General features: G+C 62.5%; 20 protein-coding genes. 13 read left to right on the forward strand and 7 right to left on the reverse strand.

Translation table 11 applies throughout. The features are described 5' to 3' along the window. From E4P01_RS07225 to E4P01_RS07285, 13 genes are all read left to right on the forward strand, one after another. The gene (locus E4P01_RS07225; RefSeq protein ID WP_078821068.1) at positions 1 to 1974 is read left to right on the forward strand and encodes a MacB family efflux pump subunit; all 1974 of its coding nucleotides are present in this window, start codon (positions 1 to 3) and stop codon (positions 1972 to 1974) included. Next, a complete protein-coding gene (locus tag E4P01_RS07230) occupies positions 1967 to 3379 on the forward strand; it encodes an efflux transporter outer membrane subunit (RefSeq protein ID WP_216091197.1) in 1413 nt (470 codons plus the stop codon). The genes E4P01_RS07225 and E4P01_RS07230 overlap by 8 nt, the downstream gene beginning before the upstream one ends. A gap of 106 nt (positions 3380 to 3485) precedes the next feature. After that, positions 3486 to 4241, forward strand: a complete 756-nt coding sequence (locus E4P01_RS07235) for an alpha/beta hydrolase (protein WP_216091196.1) — start codon at positions 3486 to 3488, stop codon at positions 4239 to 4241. A 108-nt stretch (positions 4242 to 4349) separates the two neighbouring features. After that, positions 4350 to 5117: an FCD domain-containing protein gene (locus E4P01_RS07240; protein ID WP_005787529.1), complete on the forward strand. Its 768-nt coding sequence runs from the start codon at positions 4350 to 4352 to the stop codon at positions 5115 to 5117. Positions 5118 to 5337: 220 nt separating this feature from the next. Beyond that, positions 5338 to 6540 carry an ABC transporter substrate-binding protein gene (locus tag E4P01_RS07245; protein ID WP_078821064.1) on the forward strand — a complete coding sequence of 401 codons (1203 nt, stop codon included), beginning with the start codon at positions 5338 to 5340 and terminating at the stop codon, positions 6538 to 6540. Between the two features lie 57 nt (positions 6541 to 6597). Further along, on the forward strand, positions 6598 to 7458 hold the full coding sequence (locus E4P01_RS07250; RefSeq protein ID WP_216091195.1) for a branched-chain amino acid ABC transporter permease: 861 nt from the start codon (positions 6598 to 6600) through the stop codon (positions 7456 to 7458). Between the two features lies 1 nt (position 7459). Continuing rightward, a complete protein-coding gene (locus tag E4P01_RS07255) occupies positions 7460 to 8470 on the forward strand; it encodes a branched-chain amino acid ABC transporter permease (RefSeq protein ID WP_078821063.1) in 1011 nt (336 codons plus the stop codon). Next, on the forward strand, positions 8467 to 9216 hold the full coding sequence (locus E4P01_RS07260) for an ABC transporter ATP-binding protein (RefSeq protein ID WP_148854173.1): 750 nt from the start codon (positions 8467 to 8469) through the stop codon (positions 9214 to 9216). Before E4P01_RS07255 ends, E4P01_RS07260 begins: the two co-directional genes overlap by 4 nt. After that, positions 9216 to 9911, forward strand: coding sequence for an ABC transporter ATP-binding protein (locus E4P01_RS07265; RefSeq protein ID WP_005787517.1), 696 nt, complete (start codon positions 9216 to 9218; stop codon positions 9909 to 9911). Before E4P01_RS07260 ends, E4P01_RS07265 begins: the two co-directional genes overlap by 1 nt. Before the next feature lie 13 nt (positions 9912 to 9924). After that, on the forward strand, positions 9925 to 11193 hold the full coding sequence (locus E4P01_RS07270; RefSeq protein WP_216091194.1) for a Zn-dependent hydrolase: 1269 nt from the start codon (positions 9925 to 9927) through the stop codon (positions 11191 to 11193). Further along, positions 11190 to 12593 (forward strand): amidase, encoded by a 1404-nt coding sequence (locus E4P01_RS07275; RefSeq protein ID WP_216091193.1) that lies wholly within the window; start codon positions 11190 to 11192, stop codon positions 12591 to 12593. The genes E4P01_RS07270 and E4P01_RS07275 overlap by 4 nt, the downstream gene beginning before the upstream one ends. A 91-nt stretch (positions 12594 to 12684) precedes the next feature. Then, the gene (locus E4P01_RS07280) at positions 12685 to 13548 is read left to right on the forward strand and encodes a LysR family transcriptional regulator (RefSeq protein WP_005787511.1); all 864 of its coding nucleotides are present in this window, start codon (positions 12685 to 12687) and stop codon (positions 13546 to 13548) included. A 58-nt stretch (positions 13549 to 13606) separates the two neighbouring features. Next, positions 13607 to 14611: a LacI family DNA-binding transcriptional regulator gene (locus tag E4P01_RS07285; protein WP_078821059.1), complete on the forward strand. Its 1005-nt coding sequence runs from the start codon at positions 13607 to 13609 to the stop codon at positions 14609 to 14611. Here E4P01_RS07285 and E4P01_RS07290 read toward each other — a convergent pair. From E4P01_RS07290 to araH, 7 genes are all read right to left on the reverse strand, one after another. Then, positions 14608 to 15333: an SDR family oxidoreductase gene (locus E4P01_RS07290; protein WP_078821058.1), complete on the reverse strand. Its 726-nt coding sequence runs from the start codon at positions 15331 to 15333 to the stop codon at positions 14608 to 14610. The two genes, E4P01_RS07285 and E4P01_RS07290, sit on opposite strands and share 4 nt — an antisense overlap. Before the next feature lie 137 nt (positions 15334 to 15470). Next, positions 15471 to 17003 (reverse strand): FGGY-family carbohydrate kinase, encoded by a 1533-nt coding sequence (locus E4P01_RS07295; RefSeq protein ID WP_216091192.1) that lies wholly within the window; start codon positions 17001 to 17003, stop codon positions 15471 to 15473. A 4-nt stretch (positions 17004 to 17007) separates the two neighbouring features. Then, positions 17008 to 18099: an alcohol dehydrogenase catalytic domain-containing protein gene (locus E4P01_RS07300; protein ID WP_032876446.1), complete on the reverse strand. Its 1092-nt coding sequence runs from the start codon at positions 18097 to 18099 to the stop codon at positions 17008 to 17010. Between the two features lie 27 nt (positions 18100 to 18126). Beyond that, a complete protein-coding gene (locus E4P01_RS07305; RefSeq protein ID WP_148854168.1) occupies positions 18127 to 19119 on the reverse strand; it encodes a ribose ABC transporter permease in 993 nt (330 codons plus the stop codon). Next, positions 19085 to 20593 carry a sugar ABC transporter ATP-binding protein gene (locus tag E4P01_RS07310; RefSeq protein WP_216091191.1) on the reverse strand — a complete coding sequence of 503 codons (1509 nt, stop codon included), beginning with the start codon at positions 20591 to 20593 and terminating at the stop codon, positions 19085 to 19087. Before E4P01_RS07310 ends, E4P01_RS07305 begins: the two co-directional genes overlap by 35 nt. Before the next feature lie 62 nt (positions 20594 to 20655). Then, on the reverse strand, positions 20656 to 21576 hold the full coding sequence (locus tag E4P01_RS07315; protein ID WP_078821055.1) for a substrate-binding domain-containing protein: 921 nt from the start codon (positions 21574 to 21576) through the stop codon (positions 20656 to 20658). A 265-nt stretch (positions 21577 to 21841) separates the two neighbouring features. After that, complete coding sequence (araH, locus tag E4P01_RS07320; protein ID WP_005787495.1) at positions 21842 to 22810, reverse strand: L-arabinose ABC transporter permease AraH; 969 nt, start codon at positions 22808 to 22810, stop codon at positions 21842 to 21844. Between the last annotated feature and the right edge of the window lie 157 nt (positions 22811 to 22967).

The following is a 22967-nucleotide window of genomic DNA, read 5'->3' on the forward strand; positions in this document are numbered from 1 at the left end:
GTGACCACGCCACTGATCGAACTCAAGAACATCCGCAAATCCTACGGCGGCGGCGACAGCCCGCAGGTCGACGTATTGCGCGGGATCGACCTGTCGATCCATGCAGGAGAGTTCGTTGCCATCGTCGGCGCCTCGGGCTCCGGCAAATCCACACTGATGAACATCCTCGGTTGCCTCGACCGCCCCACCGTGGGCGACTACCTGTTCGCCGGGGAAAACGTCGCGCACCTGGACAGCGACGCACTGGCCTGGCTGCGCCGCGAAGCCTTTGGTTTCGTGTTCCAGGGCTACCACCTGATCCCGTCCGGCTCGGCCCAGGAAAACGTCGAGATGCCGGCGATCTATGCCGGCATCGGCGCTGCCGAACGCCATGCCCGCGCCAAGGCTCTGCTGACCCGCCTGGGCCTGGCCGATCGCACCAACAACCGCCCGCACCAGCTCTCCGGTGGTCAGCAGCAGCGCGTCTCGATTGCCCGTGCGTTGATGAACGGCGGGCATATCATCCTTGCCGACGAACCCACCGGTGCCCTCGACAGCCACAGCGGTGCCGAGGTGATGGTGCTGCTGGATGAATTGGCAAGCCAGGGCCACGTGGTTATCCTGATTACCCACGACCGCGAAGTCGCGGCGCACGCCAACCGCATCATCGAGATCAGCGACGGCCTGATCATCAGCGATTCGGCGTTGAGCCCCCCCCACGTGCCCGTCACGGCCGGCAGCGACGCATTGCAAGCCGTGGACCTGCGCCAGCGCCTGGCCGACGGCGCCGAACACAATGGTGCCTGGAAAGCCGAGCTGCTGGACGCGGTGCAGGCGGCGTGGCGGGTGATGTGGATCAACCGCTTCCGCACCGCGCTGACGCTGCTGGGGATCATCATCGGCGTGGCGTCGGTGGTGGTGATGCTGGCAGTGGGCGAAGGCAGCAAGCGCCAGGTCATGGCGCAGATGGCGGCCTTCGGCTCCAACATCATCTACCTGAGCGGTTTTTCGCCTAACCCGCGCACACCGCCAGGTATCGTGACCCTCAATGATGTGGCCGCATTGGCTACATTGCCCCAGGTCAAGCGCATCATGCCGGTGAACGGCACCTACGCCGGTGTTCGCTTCGGCAACGTCGATTACATGGCCTATGTGGGCGGTAACGACACCAACTTCCCGGACATCTTCAACTGGCCAGTGGCCGAGGGTAGCTACTTTACCGAAGCCGACGAGCGCGCCGGGGCCACGGTGGCGGTGATCGGTCATCGCGTGCGCGAAAAGCTGTTCAAAGGCCAGCTAGACCCCATCGGCCAATACATCCTGATCGAAAACGTGCCCTTCCAGGTGATTGGCGTGTTGGCGGAAAAAGGCTCCAGCTCCGGCATGCAAGACAGCGATGACCGTGTCGCCATTCCCTATACCGCCGCCAGCGTGCGCCTGTTCGGCACCTATAACCCCGAATATGTTGCCATTGCCGCCGCCGATGCGCGCAAGGTGCAAGAGGCCGAGCAAGCCATCAGTCAGCTTATGCAAACGCTGCACGGCGGCAAACGCGACTTCCACCTGACGAACGACGCCGCGATGATCCAGGCCGAAGCGCGGACCCAGAACACCCTGTCGCTGATGCTCGGCTCGATTGCCGCCATTTCCCTGCTGGTGGGCGGTATCGGCGTGATGAATATCATGTTGATGACCGTGCGCGAACGCACCCGCGAAATCGGCATCCGCATGGCCACCGGGGCGCGCCAGAGCGACATCCTGCGCCAATTCCTCACCGAGGCGGTGATGCTCTCGGTGGTCGGCGGTCTGTTCGGAATCGCCCTGGCATTGCTGGTGGGCGGCGTGCTGGTGCTGGCCGAAGTGGCGGTGCAGTTTTCCCTGGTGGCGGTGTTCGGCGCGTTTGGCTGTGCGCTGGTCACCGGCGTCGTATTCGGCTTTATGCCGGCCCGTAAAGCTGCCCGGCTCGATCCGGTTAAGGCATTGACCAGTGAATAAACGATCCATCGCACCGCACCTGTCGACGCTCAGCCTGTGCCTGTTGCTCAATGCCTGTGCCGGCACCTCGCCTGCCCTTGACAGCGGCATTGCCGCGCCGGCCGCCTGGCAATATGCCGAGCGCGACGCCGACCAGGCCACCAACCAGCGTTGGTGGACGCAGTTTGGCAGCCCTGTGCTGAACCGCCTGATCGATCAGGCCCGCCGTGACAGCTTTGATGTGGCTGCGGCCATGGCGCGGGTGCGGCAGGCCCAGGCGACAGCGGTGATTGCCGGCGCACCGTTACTGCCCGAGGTGAAGTTCAACCTCAGCGCCAGCCGTCAAAGACTGTTGCGCGGCAGCGGCAACTCGGATCTGGACGCCACCGAGAGCAACAAGACGGTCAATAACTATGACGCCAACCTCACGGCCAGCTACGAAATCGACTTCTGGGGTGGCCGCGCCGCTGCGCGAGACAGCGCTGTGCATAGCCTGCACGCCAGTGAGTTCGATCAGGCCAACGTGGAGTTGACCTTGCTCAGCAATGTCGCCGACCGCTATGCGCAAACCCTGGCCGCGCACCAGCGCCTGCAGATCGCCGAGCTGAACCTGGCCAATGCGCGCAATGTGCTGGACCTGGTGCAAACCCGCTACGATGCCGGTTCCGCCACGGCCCTGGAGTTGGCACAACAGAAGAGCCTGGTGGCCGGCCAGCAACGGCAACTGCCGCTGATCCAGCAATCGGCCGAAGAATCGCGCATCACCCTCGCCGCCTTGCTCGGCCAGCCGGTACAGGCCCTGGCGCTGGGCAGCGAGCCGTTCCAGGCACTGACCTGGCCGAATATCGGCCCCGGTGTGCCTAGCCAGTTGTTGCGTCGCCGCCCTGACATCGCCCAGGCCGAGGCACAGCTGGCGGCGGCCAATGCCGACGTCACAGTGGCCCGTGCGGCCATGCTGCCCACGGTGACATTGGGCGCAACCCTCGGCTCGGGTGCGTACAAGGCTGAAGATGTTCTGCGCAGCCCGTTCTACACCCTGACCTCGGGCCTGATCGCACCGATCTTCAACAACGGTCGGCTGAGTGCCGAGCGCGATAAAGCCCGTGCGCGCCAGGATGAACTGCTGCAGACCTACCGCGGGGCGATCATCAACGGCTTTGCCGATGTGGAAAAAGCCCTCAGCAGCCTGACTCGCCTGGACCAGCAACGCCAATGGCAAACCGAAGAACTGCAGCAGGCGCAAACGGCCTTTGAGATTGCGCAAAGCCGCTACGAGGCCGGCGCCGAAGACCTGCTTACGGTGCTGGAAACCCAACGCACCCTCTATGCCGCCCAGGACCTGAACGTGCAACTGCGCCTGTCGCGGCTGCAAGCCAGTATCGCGCTGTACAAGGCATTAGGGGGTGGATGGAAGACCGATAGCTGATAAGCAAAATCGGTATTTCTTACACAAACTGTTTCTTAGCCTTACATTCTCCACCCCCAGGTCCTTGGTAAAAAAGCTGTTACATACGGCTGCCCGGGACCTCGTGATGACACCCAGCGTTCTTGTAAAAAGCCTGGTCTGCATAAGCTGCTGGCTTATAGCAAACGCAGTGCGCGCTGAGCCCTTGATCGTGCCCACTGCAATCGACTGGCTGTTGGATTGCCCCCTCACTACCACTGCGCGCCTGGACCCTGAGGTGGTCGGGCGCACCCAATGCGGCCTGGTCAGTGTGCCACGGGACCACGCTGCTCCCGGGCGCGGTCGTATACGCCTGAGCGTGACGCGTGTGGGCGCAAGGCAACCGCTCAACCGCGAGGGCGTGGTGTTCATCCAGGCCGGCGAACCGCCCCAGCCCGCCAACGCGCCTTTCGTGCTGCACCTGGCCAGCCACTGGGAGTCGCTCGCCACCCGCGCTTATCGCACGCTGGTGGACCGTTATGACGTGATCGAACTGAGCACCCGCGACCTGCGCCAGTCAAACGCAGTCGAGCAGGCGGTGCTGGACATGGAATATGTGCGCGGGCAGCTCGGCGAAGCGCGCCTGCACTACCTGGGCAGCGCCGCCGCGACCCGTCTTGGCAGCCGCTACGGCACGCTGTTTCCCGAGCGCATCGCACGCATGGTGCTGATTAATGCGGCGCCGGGCGATCCCATCGCTGTGGGCGTCGAGCAGTTATTGCTCAAGGAGTCCAAGCAGTCGGGCGCCGACGGCTGTGTCACCCGCTGGCTGGGGGATTTCCTCGCCTATGGCAAACAGCCGCCAGCCTCCGCGCGCTGCCTTGACCTGGGTGCCTGGGAGTAACCGGCGCATTTGCGACCTGTTGCCATCGAAAACGACACGCTGCGTTGACGCTCCGATGCAATCGTTATTAAGTGCTATTTATCCGCATTAATACGATAAATCGAACCCATGCTGACTCGCCCGCTACGCCGCAAACGTCAGAAGCTGTCCGATGTGATTGTCGAGTCGGTCAAGCGCTCCATCGTCACCGATGCCTTGAAGCCCGGCGACCGCTTGCCCACCGAACGCGAGCTGATGGAAAGCTTCCAGTGCTCCAAGGGCTCGGCACGCGAAGCGCTCAAGGCATTGGAGGTCGAAGGGTTGGTCAATACGCGCACCGGCCCCAGTGGCGGGGCTTATCTGAACCAGGCCGGCACTGAACCTGCCAGCCGCGCCTTGCGCAACTACCTGCACTTCCAGCATCTGGATGGCGAGCAGGTGTATCAGTTGCGCAAGGTCATCGAAGTGGAACTGGCGCTGTCGGTGCTCGGGCGCTTGAGCGAAGACGACTACCAGGCCCTGCAAGCCAATGTGGATTTTTGCAGCGCCCCCGAAGACAGCGAAGCCGGCCAGCGCGAACAGCGTCTGGCGGAACTGGAGTTCCACAACCTGCTGGCAAGGGCTTGCCCCAACCCGCTGCTGAGCTTTATGGCGCAGTTTCTCAACGACCTGCTGCGCGACCTGGTGGTACTGAAGAAAGCCTACAAGCCCAAGCGCAAGCAGTTCGACGCGGCCAACCTCGACTATCACAAACAACTGCTGATCGCCTTTCGTGCCGGGGATGAAAGCGCCGTGCGCAGTTTGATGCATGAGCATATGTGCGATGCCGAACACCATATGACTGCGCTGGAAGGCCAGGTCAGCCCGCACTTCCTTCTGGAGTTTGATCACCGTTAGGAACAAAACCCGATCAATGTGGGAGCTGGCTTGCCTGCGATGGCATCGACTCGGTCCCCCTGTAACACCGAGGCGCCCGCATCGCAGGCAAGCCAGCTCCCACATTTGACCGTGTCCATCTGTTGAACCGAGTTACCCAATAACAAGCCTGCCCACAGGCCCTTGCACCACCGTATCGCCCTTGCCGCTCCTGCCAATAACTAAACCAGGGAGTCACCCCATGCAGCGTCGTACGTTATTGAAAGCCAGCCTCACCGCAGCCGCCGCCCTCAGCTTGCCGCTGAGCGTGCGTTCGGCCTTCGCCGCCGAGCCCTTTACCTTTTACGGCCTCAAGTCCATGTCTGGCGCGTTTGCCAGCTATGGCAAATTTGCCGACATGGGTTCGCGCCTGGCCGTGCAACAGCATGACGAGATCCTCGGCCGCCCGCTCACCTACAAGGTCATAGACACCGAAGGCAACGCCGGCAAAGCGGTGCGCAAGGTGCAGGAGGCAATCGCGCAGGACGGCGCACGGTTCTTCCAGGGCTGCACACTGTCGTCTTCCGCCCTGGCGGTGGCCAAGGAAGTCGATAAAGTCGGCGGCGTTTTCATGACCCCGGTGGGTGCTGATGAAGTCACCGGCAAGGATTGCAACAAGGCGACCTTCCGCTGGTCAGTGCCCACCTACGGCGCGATCCGCGAAACCATGGTGCCGCTGATCAAACTGCTGCCGGACGCCAAACGCTGGTACACCATCACGCCGCAATACGTGTTCGGCGAAGCCTTGCTCGAAGGCGCAAAGAACGTGCTCAAGGAACACGGCCTGGAGCATGTCGGCAACAGCTACCACTCGCTGCAGGAGCAGGAATTCTCCGGCTACCTGACCAACGCCATTTCCACCCGGCCCGACGTGCTGGTACTGCTCAACTTCGGCAGCCAGTCGTCCAACACCCTGCGCCAGGCGGTGAACTTCGGCATCAAGGAACGCATGAAGGTGCTGCTGGTATGGTCGGCCGGCCTTGATCAATTCCAGGAACTGGGCAGCGATGTGCTCGAAGGTGTGTACCTCGGCGCGCAGTACTGGCATCAGGTCGATACGCCACTCAACCGCGAACTGGTCAAGCTGACCCAGGCCAAATACGGCATCAACCCCACCTACCCGCTGGCCGCCGACTACATCAGCACCAAGGTCATGCTCGACACCGTCATCGCCACTGGCAGCTTCGACGGCGCAACCGTGGCCAAGGCCATGCAAGGCTTGAGCTATGAAGGCCCGACCGGCAAGGAGTCGATCCGCGCCGGCGACCATCAGGTGATCAAGGATTACTACTTGCTGGTCGGCAAGGCCAGCGGCGACATGACCGACAAGGACGACCTGGCCAAGGTGCTCAGCGCCGGCCAATCGTTCCCACCGGTCGAGGCGACGGGCTGCACGCTCGGCTGACTGCTTACTTTTTGTCGCGCAGGGCCGCGCAAGCGGCCGCCTGCAGAGGGTTCCTGCATGCTCAATTTGTACCTGTTCCAGATTCTCAACGGCCTTGGGCTGGGGATGATCTACTTCCTGATCGCGGTCGGGCTGACGATCATTTTCGGCCTGCTCAACTTCGTCAACTTCGCCCACGGCGCGTTTTTCCTGCTGGGCGCCTACATCTGCTACACCGCCGTGAGCCTCACCGGCAGCTTCTGGCTGGCGCTGCTCGTCGCGCCGCTGGTGGTGGCTGCGCTGGCCTGGGTGATCGAGCGTGTGCTGATCCAGCGGATCTACCACTTGCCGCACATGTTCCAGATTCTGGTAACCCTGGGGATCGCGCTGATTATCCAGGAAGCCAGCGTGATGATCTGGGGCCCGGTGGGCAAAAGTGTCGCCGTACCGGAGTTGCTGCGCGGCGTGCTGGTGGTGGGGGATTTTGTCTATCCCTACTACCGCCTGTTTCTCATCGTGTTTTCCGGGCTGATCGGCCTGGGTCTGTGGCTGCTGCTGGAACGCACGCGCTTCGGCGCCCTGGTGCGCGCCGGCAGTGAGAGCACTGAAACCGTGTCATTGCTGGGCACCAATATTTTCCGCCTGTTCTCCATGACCTTCGCCCTCGGCGTGGCCCTGGCCGGTGTCGCCGGGGTGTTGTTCGCGCCGTTGCGTGGTGCCCAGCCCTTTGTCGGCCCGGAGATTCTCGGGGTGGCGTTCGTGGTGGTGGTGATTGGCGGCATGGGCTCGTTCAGCGGTGCGCTGGTCGGCGGTTTGCTGGTAGGCGTAGTGCAAAGCCTGATGACCACACTCTGGCCCCAGGGTGCGAGCCTGATGATCTACGGCGCGATGGCCGTGGTGATTCTGGTCCGCCCCTACGGCCTGTTCGGGAGAGCCTGAAATGAGCGAGAAAAACCCCCTGCCGTTTGCCAAGACCCAATCCAAAGCGATGCTGCTATGGGTATTGGCGGTGCTGATCGGCCTGCCGCTGATACTGCCCTCGGCAACCCTGGCCACCGAGATCCTGATCTTTGCCATGGCCGCCCTGGCTTGCAACCTGTTGCTGGGCTACACCGGCTTGCTGTCATTCGGCCAAGGCATCTTCTTCGGGGCCGGCGCCTACTGCGCGGCGTTGCTGATGATCCACCTGCAACTGGGGTTGTTCACCGCACTGCTGGGTGCCGCCATCGCCGGCGGTTTCCTGGCATTGCTGGTGGGCGCCCTGGCGATTCGGCGCACCGGCATTTACTTCGTGATGCTCACGCTGGCGTTCAGCCAGATGGCCTATTTCGTCGCCTACACCCTGAGCGACTGGACCGGCGGCGACAACGGCCTGCTCAGCGTGCCGCGCCCGGAAATCCGTGTGGGTGAAACCGTGCTGTTGTCCTTGGCCGATGCCCGTGCCTTCTATGGATTTGTCGCGGTGCTGTTCCTGCTGATCTTTATCGGCGCTCGCCGGGTGATCGCTTCGCCGTTCGGCAGCACGCTGATGGCGATCCGTGAAAACGAGACACGTGCCTCGGCCATTGGCTACGACACGCGGCACTTCAAGATCCTGGTGTTCGTGCTGTCCGGGGCAGTCACCGGGATTGCCGGGGCGCTGTACGCCATGCTGCTGCACTTTGTGCCACTGTCCAATATTGACCTGGCGATGTCCGAGAACATTCTGATCATGACCATCGTCGGCGGCACTGGCTCGTTGTTCGGCTCATTGCTGGGCGCCGGTTCCATTGTGCTGCTGGGGGATTTCCTCTCCGACCTGTGGCCGCGCTGGCTGATGCTGCTGGGGGTGATCCTGATCCTGGTGGTGATCTTCATGCGCGGCGGTTTGTGGGGCGGCCTCGCCTCGCTGTTCGAGAAGTTGCGTGGCACGCGCAAAAGCGCGGTCGTCGCCAAGGAGCAAGGGCTATGAGCATCCTGCTGGAAACCCAACACCTGGAACTGGCCTATGGCGCGTTCCATGCGGTCAATGGCGTCAACCTCAAGGTCGAGGCCGGCACTATCCACACCATTATCGGCCCCAATGGCGCTGGCAAGACCAGCTTGTTTCATTGCCTGACAGGTGAGCGCCAGGCCACTGCCGGAGCGATCCATTTCGACGGCAACAACCTGATGCGCAAGCCCGCCCATGCCCGCGTCGGCCTGGGCATGGCGCGTTCGTTCCAGCTCACCAGCCTGTTCCAGAACCTCAGCGTGCGCGAAAACCTGCGCCTGGCCGCCCAGGGCCGCGATGGCGCCCGTGCCTTGAACTTCTGGCGCCGAGTGGACAGCAAGCGCGAACACCTGGAGATGGCCGACCAGGTCCTTGAGCGCCTGCAACTCACTGCCCGCGCCGACACCCTGGCCGGCGAGTTGTCCCACGGCCAGCAAAGGGTGCTGGAGGTGGGCATGTCGATCTGCTCCAAACCCAAACTGTTGATGCTCGACGAACCGACCTCGGGCATGGGCATCGATGATATCCCGATCATGACCCAATTGATCAGCGACCTGGGCCGCGACCACACGGTGCTGTTGATCGAACACAACATGAGCATTGTCATGTCCATCAGCCAACGCATCACGGTGATGAGCCACGGCCAGATCCTGGTAGAAGGCACGCCAGATTTCGTGCGTGCCGATGAACGTGTGCGCACTGCATACCTTGGGGAGGCCGCCTGATGCTGATCGTCGAGAATATTCACTCCTACTACGACAAGAGCCATGTGCTGGAGGGCGTGTCATTGACCGTCAACCCTGGCGAACTGGTGACCCTGCTGGGTCGCAATGGCGCCGGCAAGACCACCACCCTGCGCAGCATCCTCGGCATCATTTGCCCGCGTCAGGGCCAGATTCACTTCAATGGCCAGGCGCTGGTGGGGCAGAAAATCTTTGAAATTGCACGCCAGGGCTTGGCACTGGTGCCGGAGAACCGCGGGATTTTCCGCCTGCTCAGCGTCGAGGAAAACCTGCGCATCGCCGTGCGCAAAAGCAGCCGATGGCAACTGGACGACGTATACGCCATGTTCCCGCGCCTCAAGGAACGGCGCAAAAACGCCGGCCATGCGCTATCCGGCGGCGAACAGCAAATGCTTGCCATCGCCCGCGCCCTGCTCAACGACCCCAAGCTGCTGATCCTCGACGAACCCACCGAGGGCTTGGCCCCGGTGATTGTCGACGAGCTGGTGAAGATCCTGCGCAAGGTCAAGGACGACGGCCTGCCGGTGCTGCTGGTGGAGCAGAACCTGATGGTCTGCGACAAACTCGCCGACCGCCATTACGTACTCGAACAGGGCCGCGTGGTGTACGAAGGCAGCGCCGCTGACTTCCGTGCCGACCCGTCGATCAAGAACCGCTATCTGGCCCTGAGTGCCTGACCGGAGAATGCCCATGAATAGTTTTGCGCAACCGCTCCAGAGCAACGCCCCGCTGATCAACCGCGACCGCCTGTGGCAATCGCTGATGGACCTGGCCCGACTCGGCGCCACCGCCAAGGGTGGCGTGTGCCGCCTGGCCCTCACCGATCTGGACCGCCAGGCCCGTGACCTGTTCGTGCAGTGGTGCGAAGCGGCCGGGTGCAGCGTTACCGTCGACGCCATCGGCAATATCTTTGCGCGTCGTGCCGGACGTAACCCCGCCCTGCCCCCGGTGATGACCGGCAGCCACATCGACACCCAACCCACCGGCGGCAAGTTCGACGGCTGCTACGGGGTGATGGCCGGGCTGGAAGTGATCCGTACCTTGAATGACTTGCAGATCCAGACCCAGGCGCCGATTGAAGTGGTGGTGTGGACCAACGAAGAAGGCTCGCGCTTCCCGCCGTGCATGATGGGTTCCGGGGTGTTTGCCGGGAAGTTCGACTTGCAGGACACCCTCGACAAATGCGACGACCAGGGCCTGTCGGTAGGTGCCGAATTACAGCGCATTGGCTATGCCGGTTCCCGTGCGGTTCTGGGCCATCCGGTCGGCGCCTACTTCGAAGCCCATATAGAGCAAGGCCCGGTACTGGAAGACCAGGCCACCACTATCGGCGTGGTCATGGGCTGCCTGGGCCAGAAATGGTTCGACCTGACCCTCACCGGCGTCGAAGCCCACGCCGGCCCCACACCGATGCACCTGCGCAAGGATGCCCTGGTCGGCGCCGCCGAGGTGGTCAGCGCGGTCAACCGTATCGCCCATCAACAACAGCCCCATGCCTGCGGCACCGTTGGTTGCCTGAGCCTGCACCCGGGTTCGCGCAATGTGATTCCCGGCCAGGTGCAGATGACCCTCGACTTGCGCCACCTGCATGCCGACAAGCTGCAAGCCATGGTCGATGAAGTACGCGCAGTGATCGAAACCACGGCCGCCCGACACGGCTTGACCTTTGAACTGACACCCACCGCCGACTTCCCGCCGCTGGACTTCAACCCGGCCTGCGTCAATGCCGTGCGCGATGGCGCGAGAGCCTTGGGCTTGAGCCATATGGACATCGTCAGCGGCGCCGGGCATGACGCGATTTTCGTCGCCGAACTGGGCCCGGCCGGGATGATCTTTGTGCCATGCGAAGGCGGCATCAGCCATAACGAAATCGAAAACGCCGCGCCGGATGATCTGGCGGCTGGCTGCGCGGTGTTGCTGCGGGCCATGGTCAATGCGGCGCAGGGAGTTCAAGCATGAGTGAGATCGGCCAACTGACGGCTGTGCAACTGCTCAAGCATTATCGCGACAAGAGCTTGTCACCGGTAGAGGTCACCGAAGATGCGTTACTGCGCATCGAACGCTACAACCCGGTGGTGAACGCCTACTGCCATGTCGATCCTGAGGGTGCATTGAACGCGGCGCGGGCCTCGGAACAACGTTGGTTAAAAAGTGCCCCTTGCGGCGCCCTGGATGGCGTACCAGCGTCGATAAAAGACCTCACGCTGACCCTCGGCATGCCCACGCGCAAGGGCTCGCGCACCTCATCCGCCGAGGGGCCTTGGAATGTGGACGCGCCCTTCTCGCACTTCATGCGCAAGGCTGGCGCGGTGCTGCTGGGCAAGACCACCACCCCCGAGTTCGGCTGGAAAGGCGTCACCGACAACCCACTGTACGGCATCACCCGCAACCCATGGGATACCCGCACCACGGCGGGCGGTTCGTCCGGCGGCGCCGGGGCGGCGGCGGCGTTGAACCTCGGCGTGTTGCATCAGGGCAGCGATGCGGGCGGTTCGATTCGCATCCCGTGTGCGTTCACCGGCACGTTCGGGATCAAGCCGACCTTCGGTTATGTGCCGCAGTGGCCGGCCAGCTCCATGACCATCCTGTCGCACCTGGGGCCCATGACCCGCACGGTGGAAGACAGCGTGCTGATGCTACAGACCGTGGCACAAATGGATGCGCGCGATGGCCTGATGGGGGCGCCAAGGACCACGCCCTGGCTCACCCCAGGGGCGGATCTGAAGGGCTTGCGCGTGGCTTATAGCCCCACGTTCGGCTATGTGGATGTCGACCCGCAAGTCGCCAAGGTCGTCGCCCAGGCGGTGGAGCGCCTGGTGCAATTGGGCGCCCATGTCGAGCAGATCGACCCGGGTTTCAGCGACCCGCTTGAGGTGTTCAGCACCCTGTGGGCCGCCGGCGCTGCACGCCTGACCGGCTCCATGAGCGACGCGCAAAAGCAACTGCTGGACCCGGGGCTGCTGCGTATTGCGCAACGGGGCGAGCGTCTGAGCCTGGACGACTTCAACGCCGCCCTGGAAGCGCGCGCCGCACTGGTTGCGCGCATGGCGGCGTTCCATGAGCACTACGACGTGCTGGTGTCGCCGATGATGCCGATTACCGCGTTCAAAGCCGGGCACAACGTACCGCCGGGTTCGGGGATGAACGAGTGGATGGAATGGACGCCGTTCAGCTACCCCTTCAACCTCACCCAGCAACCGGCTGCGTCGGTGCCGTGCGGGTTGGCCGCCAATGGTTTGCCGGTGGGGTTGCATGTGGTGGCTGCTCGGTTTGCCGATGAGCAGGTGTTGAGGGTGTGTCATGCCTATGCAAAAGCCTGCCCTACCGAGCATTTGCAAGCACCTGAAACCCTGAGCTGAGATTCAATCGAAACTGTGGGAGGCATGCCCCCTCCCACAGTTTTTACCGCATTCCACTACAATGCCCTCCATTCATCTTCCGGGGGGCTTCATGGACATCGAACTGGCACGCACCTTCCTCGAAATCACCCGCTGCGGCAGCCTCGCCGCAGCGGCGGAGAAACTGCACGTCACCCAGACCGCCATCACCGCCCGGGTCAAGAACCTGGAGAGCCAGTTGGGCAGCACGCTGTTTATCCGCAACCGTGCCGGTGCACGCCTGACCGCCGATGGCGAGGCCTTTGTGGTGTACGCCAACCAGCTGCTGCAAACCTGGGAAGCGGCGCGCCGTGACCTGCCGTTACCCGATGGCTATCGCAATGTGCTGCATATCGGCGGTGAGGTCAGCCTGTGCAACCCGCTGATGCTCGGTTGGGCCAAGGCGCTGCGCGAGCATATTCCCGGACATGCACTGCGTACCGAAATTCGCGAGGGCGAGTACCTGTTGCGTCAACTGGAGTTGGGCGTGCTCGATGCCGCGCTGGTGTTTCAGCCGCAGTACTGGCCAGGTTTGCAGGTAGAGCAAGTGCTGGAAGAAAAACTGATCCTGGTGCAATTGGCGAGCAAACCCGAGCCCTATGTGTATATCGACTGGGGCCAGGGTTTCCGCCAGCAGCATGACGCCGCCCTGCCCGACCGCGCACGTGCCGCCGTGAGTTTCAACCTGGGCCCATTGGCGCTGCAGTACATCCTGGAAAACGGCGGCGCCGGGTATTTCCGCACGCGGGTGGTGCAAAGCTATCTGGACAGTGGCGTGATGCAGCGCGTGCCCAAGGCGCCGGAGTTCAGTTTCCCGACTTACCTGGTGTATTCGCGGGCGCGGGATTCGGCGGTGTTGCAGCAGGCGCTGGCGTTGCTGCGCGAGGTGGTCAAGGCTGAAGGTGACTGGTCGCAACGCTGGGACCCGCTGATTTGAATCACACTGGGCCTGCACACATGCTAGCCTGCTGATGTGTCCTCTCGCAGCCTTACCGATGAACAAGAAAAAGTCCGTCACCATCAGCGACATTGCCAAACGGGTCGGCATGACCACCATCACCGTGTCCCGGGCGCTGAGCAAACCTGACCTGGTAAAACCCGCCACCCTGGCGCGCATCCTCGAAGTGGCACGCGAACTCGACTACGTGCCCAACGCCTTCGCGCGCGGGCTCAAGCGCAGTGAAAGCCTGATCATCGGCGTGATCACCGCCTCGGTGGACAACCCGTTCTACAGCGAAATGATCAAGGCCATTTCCCGCGAGGCGAAACAACACGGCTACACCATCATGCTGGTGGACACCGACGAACTGGAAGAACTGGAAAGCAAGGCGGTCGATACGCTGCTGGGTTACCGCGTGGCGGGGATCATCCTGTCGCCGGTCTCCGATGAGCCGAACTACCAGCCCGACTACCTGGAACGCCTGGGTAACGGCAAGACCCCTGTGGTGCTGCTGGATCGCACGATCCACGACAGCCCGTTCAGCCGCGTGGTGCTCGACAACTACCACAGCGGCATCCAGGCCGCGCACTACTTGTTGCGCCAGACGCCGCACCTCAAGCGCCTGCTGGTGCTGACCGGCCCCGAGCACTCGCGCATCACCGTGGAGCGCCTCAAAGGCTTGCGCGAAGTGCTGGCCGAGCATCCCCAGGTGCACGTTGAAGTGCAGGCGGGCGACTACACGCTGATGCCATCCTACCTGCACACCCTGGACTACCTCGCCGAACATTCGGCGCCGGACGCGATCATGGGTTTTAACCAGTTGATCACCCTCGGCGCCCTGCGCGCACTGCGCATGCACAACATCCCCCATGACAGCCTGACCATCTGCGGCATCGACCGCCTGCCCTTCGCCGATATCTTCGGCGTGCCGATCGCCTGCGTGGCCCACGACGCGTCACTGGCTGGCAGCAGCGCGGTACGCCTGCTGCTCGATCGGCTTGAAGACCCTTACAAGCCACGGGACAAGGTAGTCATCGCCGGGCAATTGGAAAACGGCTAACGGCTGGTATAGCCGCCGTCGATAGGCAAGCTCACACCACTGATCATGCTGGCTGCGTCGCTCAGCAGGAACAGCACCGGCAACGCCACTTCCGCCGGTTGCGCAAAACGCCCCAAGGGGATCGCCGCCAGCGCCGGGTCGCGCTTGGCCGGGTCGGACCAGGCCATGGTTGCCATCGGCGTCAAGGTCACCGTAGGGTTGACGCCATTGACGCGGATACCAAAACGGCCCCACTCAGCGCACTGCACACGGGTGATCGCATCCAGCGCAGCCTTGGAGGCGCAGTAACCAAGATGGTCATCCAGCGCCACCAACGACGCCTGACTTGAGACGTTGACGATACTGCCGGCGACGTTCGCCGCGATCATCTTTGCCGCGACACGACTGGCCACCTGGGCCGCGGCACGGGCGTTAACGTTCATTACCTGGTCGAAAGCCTCGGCGCTGATCGCGGCGGCGGGCTCCAGGCGCGAGATGCCGGCGCAGTTGACCAGGCCGTGCAGGGGCGGCAGGTCTTGCAGCGCTTTATCGAGGGCTGCGCTGTCGGCAATGTCCACACAGAGGGAGTAGCAGCCCAGTTCGGCCAAGGCTTGGGCGTCGCGACCAAGGGCAAAGACTTCGGCGCCGCTGTTGATCAGCTGCCGGGCGATTTCGCGACCGATACCACTGCTGGCGCCAGTGACGAGGATGCGCTGGTGGGTGAAGTTGAAGACTGCGTTCATAGATAAAATCTCAAGAACAATGAAGATCCACTGTGGGAGGGGGCTTGCTCCCGATGGCGGTGTGTCAGCTACAGATAAGCTGACTGATACACCGCCATCGGGAGCAAGCCCCCTCCCACATTTTTAACCGTGTTGAGTCAGGTAGCTTGCAGGTTGTGCATGATCGGTTTCAGGGCCGGATACAGCTTCAGGTACTCGGTAAACGCCCGGTCATAGGCCATGACATTCTCGCGCTTGGGCTGCGCCCGTTGCTCCAGTTGCACCCAGCCTGTGTCCATCGCCTCATCACTGACCAACCCCACCGTATGCGCCGCCAGCAACGCCGCGCCCAGAGCCGCTTCAACCTCCTGGACAATGGTGTACACCGGGTAGCGGGTGACATCGGCAATGATCTGCATCCACAAATCCGAATGGCTCGCCCCACCCACCACGATCAAACGCGGGTCAAGGGAATGCGCGCCCTGGGTGCCCGCTTCGATATTGTGGCGCAGGGCAAAACTCACACCCTCCAGCACCGCGCGGTACAGGTGAATGCGGCTGTGATACAGGTTCAGCCCGACAAAACTGCCGCTGGCGCGGTCGTCCCATACCGGGCTGCGCTCGCCCATCAGGTACGGCAGGAACACCACGCCTTCACTGCCCGCCGGGATCTTCCTGGCACTCTGCTCCAGCAGCACCAGGCTGTCTTGCCCGGTTGCCTGGGCCTGCTGCTCTTCGGCCTGGCAGAACTGCTCGCGAAACCAGCTGACCGACGCTCCGGCGGTGATCGCACCGCCGAAGATGTACAGGTCGCGATGGCCGTTGTAGACGTGGGGCATGCTGACCAAGCCATGGCGGGCATCCACCTGCTGGTTGAGGTAGCCCCAGCACATGCTGGTGCCGATCATCGCCACATGGTTGCCCGGCTGAGTCACGCCTGCGGCCAGGGTCGCCATGGCCGCGTCAACGCCACCGGCCAGGATGGGCGTGCCCGCCTGCAAGCCCAGGCGAGTGGCCCAGTCTGCGAGCAAACCACCCACCACCTCACCGGAATACACCAAGCGCTCGGGCATCATCGACCGCGCGATACCCAGCGCATCCAGCATCTCGCCTGACCAGTTGCGCGCCGCCACATCGTAGACACCGCCGATATTGCCGGCGCTGCTGTGGTCCACCGCCAACTCACCGGTCAGGCACCAGTTGATGTAGCTGTTGGGCGGCAGCAAGTAGCGAGTGTTCGCCCACACTTGCGGTTGATGCTGCTTGAGCCAGAGCATTTTCGTGAAACCGTAGTAGCTGTCCACCGAGTTACCGGTGACCGCGAACAGCCGCTCCAGATCCACATGCTCACGCACCCACTCGACCTGCTCGCCAGCGCGGCGGTCCATCCAGATCAGGCACGGGTGCAACGGTGTCATCTGCGCATCCACGGCAATCCCCGAGCCGCCGTACAGGCTGCTGATGCACAGCGCCTTGACCTGCCCCGCCGGCACGCCAGCCTTGGCCATGCACTGGGCAACGCAGGCTTGCACAGCGTCCAGCCACACCTGCGGCCATTGCTCGGCCCAGCGCACTTTGGGGGTATCCACGCGATAGCCCTGGCTGTGCTGGGCAATGATCGTGCCTTGGGCATCCGCCAGCAGCGCCTTGGTGCTCTGGGTGCCGATGTCGACACCCATGACGTAGTTCATGTTGTTACTCATGGGCGGGCAGCACCGGTTTCAACAGCACCTTGATCGACTTGGTCGAGTTCGCCAGTTCGAACGCTTCGGCCCAGTCGTCCAGCGGGAAATCGTGGGTGACGATGCCTTTGGACGTGACCAGGCCACGCTCGAACAGGTCGATGGCAATCGGGTAGCAATACGGCCCCAGGTGCGCGCCGCGTACGTCGAGTTCCTTGCGGTCGCCGATGATCGACCAGTCCACGCTGGTCTCGGCGCCAAACACGCTGAACTCCACAAACCGCCCAAGCTTGCGGATCAGGTCCAGGCCCTGGGTGACGCCGGCCGGTACCCCCGTGGTCTCGATGTAGACATCGCAACCATAGTTGTCGGTGAGGCCATTGATGATCTCGCGGGCGTTGTCACGGGCGGGATTGATCACCACATCGGCGCCGAATTGCTTGGCCAGTTCCAGGCGCGCGTCGACCATGTCGATCACCACCAGCTTTTTCGGGGTTTTCAACGCGGCGACCTGGACCATGCACAGGCCAAGGGTGCCCGCACCGGCAATCACCACCACGTCATCGAGCTGGATGTCGCCGCGGTTCACGGTGTGGATCGAGCAGGCCATGGGCTCCACCAGGGCCGAGTCTTCCAGGGACACCGCCTCAGGGATCTTGTGCACGATGGCAGTCTTGGGAATACGCATGTACTGGGCCATACCGCCTTCGGCCACTTCACGCTGGAAGCCGAAAATGTTGTGCACTTCGCACATCCAGTATTTGCCCGACTTGCAGAAACGGCACTTGCCGCACGGCACGATCTGTTCGGCGATGACCTTGTCACCGACCTTGACCTCGAAGTGTTCCTCGGCGCCCTCGCCCGCCTCCACCACGTAGCCGAAAAATTCATGCCCCGGCACCACCGGCGCCTTGACCCAGGGGTTGTCACCGCCCCAGAACATCGCAGCGCCGGAGTGGCACTTGCAATCACTGGCGCAGATACCGCAGGCAGCGATGCGAATCACTAACTCATTGGCGCGGGCCTGGGGTTTGCCGATGCGTTCCAGGCGGTAGTCTTTCGGGCCGTGGCAGACGACGGCTTGCATGTGGGTGTGCTTGTCCATGGTGTTCGATCCTGTGTAGTGAGGTATTTATCGATGGCGCTGACGGCTGATAAAGATCGCCAGCAAAATGATCCCGCCCTTGATCACGCTCTGTACGTAAGGCGATACGCCAAGCATGTTCAAGCCGTTGTTCAACACGCCCAGCAGCATGGCGCCGAGCAAGGTGCCGACGATCACCCCGCGCCCGCCGGCGATCGATGCACCGCCGAGTACCACGGCGGCAATCGCATCAAGCTCGAACGACACACCGGCATTGGGCTGGCCGCTCATCAGCCGCGAGGTGAGCACCAGCCCGGCTATCGCCGCGGTCAGGCCACTGATGCCGTACACCAGCAGCTTGAAGCGCGCCGCACGCACCCCGGACAAACGCACCGCTTCTTCATTGCCGCCGATGGCGTAGATGTAGCGGCCTATACGCGTGTGTTGCAGCAACACATAGGCGGCCAGGTAAGTGAGCAACATGATCAGGATCGGCACCTGCATACCGAACACGCTGCCGCGCCCGAAAAAGGCGAACCACTCCGGCAGCCCGGAAATCGGGTAGCCGTCGGTGTACATCAGCCCGAACCCACGGGCGATGCCCATGGTCGCCAGCGTGACGATGATCGGTGGCATGTGCAGGTAAGCCACGAACAGCCCGTTGCCGATGCCGAACGCCACGCCTACCAGCAACCCGGCGCCAATCGCCAGGCCGGGCGGCACGCCGGCCACCATCAAACCTGCCGTGAGCGTGCCGGATAACGCCATCACCGGCCCCACCGACAAATCGATGCCACCGGTAAGAATCACGCAGGTCATGCCCACCGCGATGATCGCGTTGATAGATACCTGGCGAGCGATATTGGAAAGGTTGCTGGCGGTGAGGAAGGTGTCACTGGCGAGGATCATCACCAGGGTCACCACCACCAGCCCGACAAAGGGATAAAACGCCGGCGAACGCAGCAGCCGCGCCAGGTTCAGGCGCAACCGGCCGGTGCCGGCGGTGTTAATGGACGTATTCACTTGAGCCCCCTGTTGCATGGCGCATGACCTCTTGAGGATTGACGGCGGACGCTTCCAGGACCTTGACGATCGCGCCCTTGTGGAACACGGCGACGCGGTCGCACATGCCGATGACTTCGGGCAATTCGGAGGAAATCATAATGATTGCGTAGCCTTGTTCGGTGAGGCTGCGCATCAGCGCGTAGATCTGCGCCTTGGCGCCGACGTCGATGCCGCGGGTGGGCTCGTCGAACACCAGCACCTCGCAGTGGTGGTTGATCCAGCGCGCGATCACGACTTTTTGCTGATTGCCGCCGCTGAGGTTAAGCACGCGACTTTCGCCGCTGGGCGCCTTGATCGACAGCTGGCGCATCAGAGCTTCGACGCTGGCGCACTCCTTGGCCTTGTCGATCAAACCCGAGGCGTTCTGATATTTGGGCAGGTTGTTCAGGGAGATGTTTTCGCGAATGCTGAAATCGGTGATCAGCCCTTCGCTCTTGCGACTTTCCGGCAGCAGGCCGATGCCGTGCGCCAAGGCTTGGGCTGGGTCGTCAAGGCTGATTTTTTCGCCGCGCAGCCACACCTCTTTGCTCACCGACGGCAGCGCCCCCATCATGCCCAGGGCCAATTCGGTACGGCCCGACCCCACCAGCCCGGCAAAGCCCAGGATTTCGCCCTTGTGCAGTTGGAAGCTGTTGTGTGGGCCATTGCGCACCAGCTGGATGTCTTTGACCTCCAGCAACAGCGGGCCGCGCTCGCAAGTGGGCTTGGCCGGGAAACTGCACTCCAGGCGGCGCCCCACCATCATCTCCACCAGGCGGTCGATATCGCTGTCGGCCACGTCGGTGACGCCCACATTGCCGCCGTCGCGCAGCACGCTGATGCGATCACACACCTGGAAAATCTCTTCCAGATGGTGCGAGATAAAAATCACCGCCACGCCCTGGCGCTTGAGTTCGCGCATGATCTCGAACAGCAGCTCGGCTTCGCTGGGCGTCAGCGTCGCGGTGGGTTCATCGAGTACCAGCAGGCGTGCGTCCAGGGCCAGGGCCTTGGCGATCTCGACGAACTGCTGCTCGGCCACACTCAGGTGCTTGACCGCGCAATACAGGTCGATACTCACCCCGAGACGCTGGAACAACGCCTGCGCCGCCTCGACCATTTCGCGCTTGCGCAACAGGCCGAAGCGGTTGCTCAACTCATGGCCGAGGAAGATATTTTCCACCGCCGTGAGGTAGGGAATCAGGCTGAACTCCTGGAACACGATGCCGATACCGGCGGCGATGGCATCGCGGTAAGTAGCGAACTGCTGCGCCTGGCCGTCAATGAGGATCTGCCCTTCGTCCTGATGCTCGACGCCGCCGAGGATCTTCATCAGGGTGGATTTGCCCGCGCCATTTTCCCCCAGCAAGGCATGGATTTCGCCACGCTCCACTTGCAGGTTGATGGACTTGAGGGCCTGGACCCCCGGGTAACGCTTACAGATGTTTTCCAGCTTCAGAAGACTGCTCATACCGCCGACCTCGCGCTCAGAAGGAAGACCTGGGCCCCACGGTTTGCGTGGGGCCTGGGGGTTTACCAGCTGAAGTCCCTGGCCTTGGCCTGGTCGATCAAGGTGATGTCCACCGGCACGCTGGCCGGGACTTGAGAGCCCCACTTTTTGGCCAGGGCAATGCCCAGGGCGAGGCGGATCTGGTCGCGGGGGTACTGGGCCGAGGTGGCGATGAAATGGCTGCCGGATTTCTGGATCGCCTTGATCGCTTCCGGCGCACCGTCGACGCTCACCAGTTTCACGTCCATGCCGCTGGCTTCGATGGCCGAGAGCGCACCGAGGGAGCCGTTGTCATTCACGCTGAAAATACCCTTGAGGGTCGGCTGGGCCTGCAGCATGTTTTCGGTCACGGTCAGCGCCTGGTCGCGCTCCTGCTTGCCGTTCTGGATGCTGACGATCTTGATGTCCGGGTGCTTGGCCACCGCCTCTTTGCAACCGCGCACACGTTCGAGAATCGGCACCACGGCGATGCCGTCGAGGATGGCGATATTGCCTTTGCCACCGATGGTCTTCGCCAGGTATTCACACGCCTGGAAGCCCGCGTCGAAGTTCTTCGAGCCCACGAACGAATCCAGCGGGCCGTCCGCCTGGGCATCCACCGCCACCACCACGACGCCTGCGGCGTGGGCCGACTTGACGGCGGACTGCACGCCGACCGAATCGGTAGGGTTGATCAGCAGGATATCGATGCCTTTTTGCAGCATGTCTTCGACGTCACTGACCTGCTTGGACACGTCGTGGCGGGCGTCGGTGATGATCAGCTTCGCACCGATGGTCGCGCCGGCTTCTTCCAGAGCGTTTTTCATGGTGACGAAATAGGGGTTGTTGATTTCCTGGAAGGAGGCGCCGATACGAATGGGCGCGGGCGGTGTGGCGGCAAAGGCTTGAGTACCGAAGGTGATGCCGACAGCCAGTAAACACAGGGTTTTTGGGAGCATTTTCATGGCGTGAGTCTCTGTTTTGTTTTTATTGTTAGAGCAAATGTTATCGTTAACATTTTGCCAGAAGCTAACAATTAAACAGAGGTGACGCAAGCCCCCGTTGGTCGCTTGAAGCGTGGCAGTGGATTTGGTCAGGCAGGGGCAAGCTTGATTTTGTAACGGCCTCGGCACCCACCCGTCTGGATGGGTCGTGCTCGGTGAACATGTGGGAGGGGCAAGTCGAATCGTTGCACCGGCCCTTCCACATTTGATCTCCCGATGGCTTGGATCAACGTTGTTTCATGCGGTCGATAACGACGGCCAAAAGCAGGATCGAGCCGCGAATCACGTACTGGTAAAACGTGTCGATGTTCTTCAGGTTCATCGCGTTCTCGATGATCGCCAGGATCAATACCCCGGCGATCACGTGGCGGATCATGCCGATGCCGCCGCTCAGCGATACTCCGCCCAGCACGCATGCCGAGATCACCGTCAGCTCGAAGCCTTGGCCGATCATCGGCTGGCCCGAGGTCATGCGTGACGCCAGGATCACTCCAGCCAGGGCGCCGATCAGGCCGTGCACGGCGAAGATCAATATCTTGGTGCGATCAACGTTCACCCCCGCCAACAACGCAGCTTCCGGGTTGCCGCCGATGGCCATGGTGTTGCGCCCGTAAGTGGTGTAGTTGAGCAGCCAACCAAAAAACAGAAAGCACACGATGGTGATCAGGATCGGCACCGGCACACCGAACAACTGGCCGTTGCCGAACACAAAGAACTGTTCCTGAGACACACCCACCGCTTTGCCGTCGGCGAAGATGTACGCCAGGCCGCGCACGATCTGCATGGTCGCCAGGGTGGTGATCAAGGCATTGACGCGCAGCTTGGCGATCACGATGCCGTTGATCAGCCCCACCATCAGGCCCATCAACAATGCAGCGCCGATGCCCAGCATCACGCTGTCGGTATCGCGCATCACAATCGCCGCCACCACACCGGCACAAGCGATCACCGAGCCCACCGACAAGTCGAAGTGCCCCGACGCCAGGCAGAACAGCATGGTGCACGCAGCAATGCCCACCGTGGATATCGCCAAGCCCAGCCCGCGCATATTCAGTGGCGAGAGGAAGTTATCGATCAGCAGCGCGCACAGCACGAAGATGCCCACCGCCGCCAACAGCATCGCCCAGTTGTCGAGCAATGCGCGCATATCGAGGGGTTTGCGTGCCGAAGGCAGCGCGTTGTTTTGAATGGTCATGGTCTTCTCTCAGTTCGCCAGGCCGCGCGGCAAGGCCAGCTGCAGCAGGTTGGATTCAGTCGCGTGCTCGCGCAGTTGTTCGCCGCGCATGGCGCCTTCGCACAGCACCAGGATGCGGTCGGAAATGCCCATCACCTCCATCAGGTCGCTGGACACC

Origin of the sequence: Pseudomonas sp. NCIMB 10586, from assembly GCF_023127895.1 — a bacterium.
Classification (GTDB): Bacteria; Pseudomonadota; Gammaproteobacteria; order Pseudomonadales; family Pseudomonadaceae; genus Aquipseudomonas; species Aquipseudomonas synxantha_A.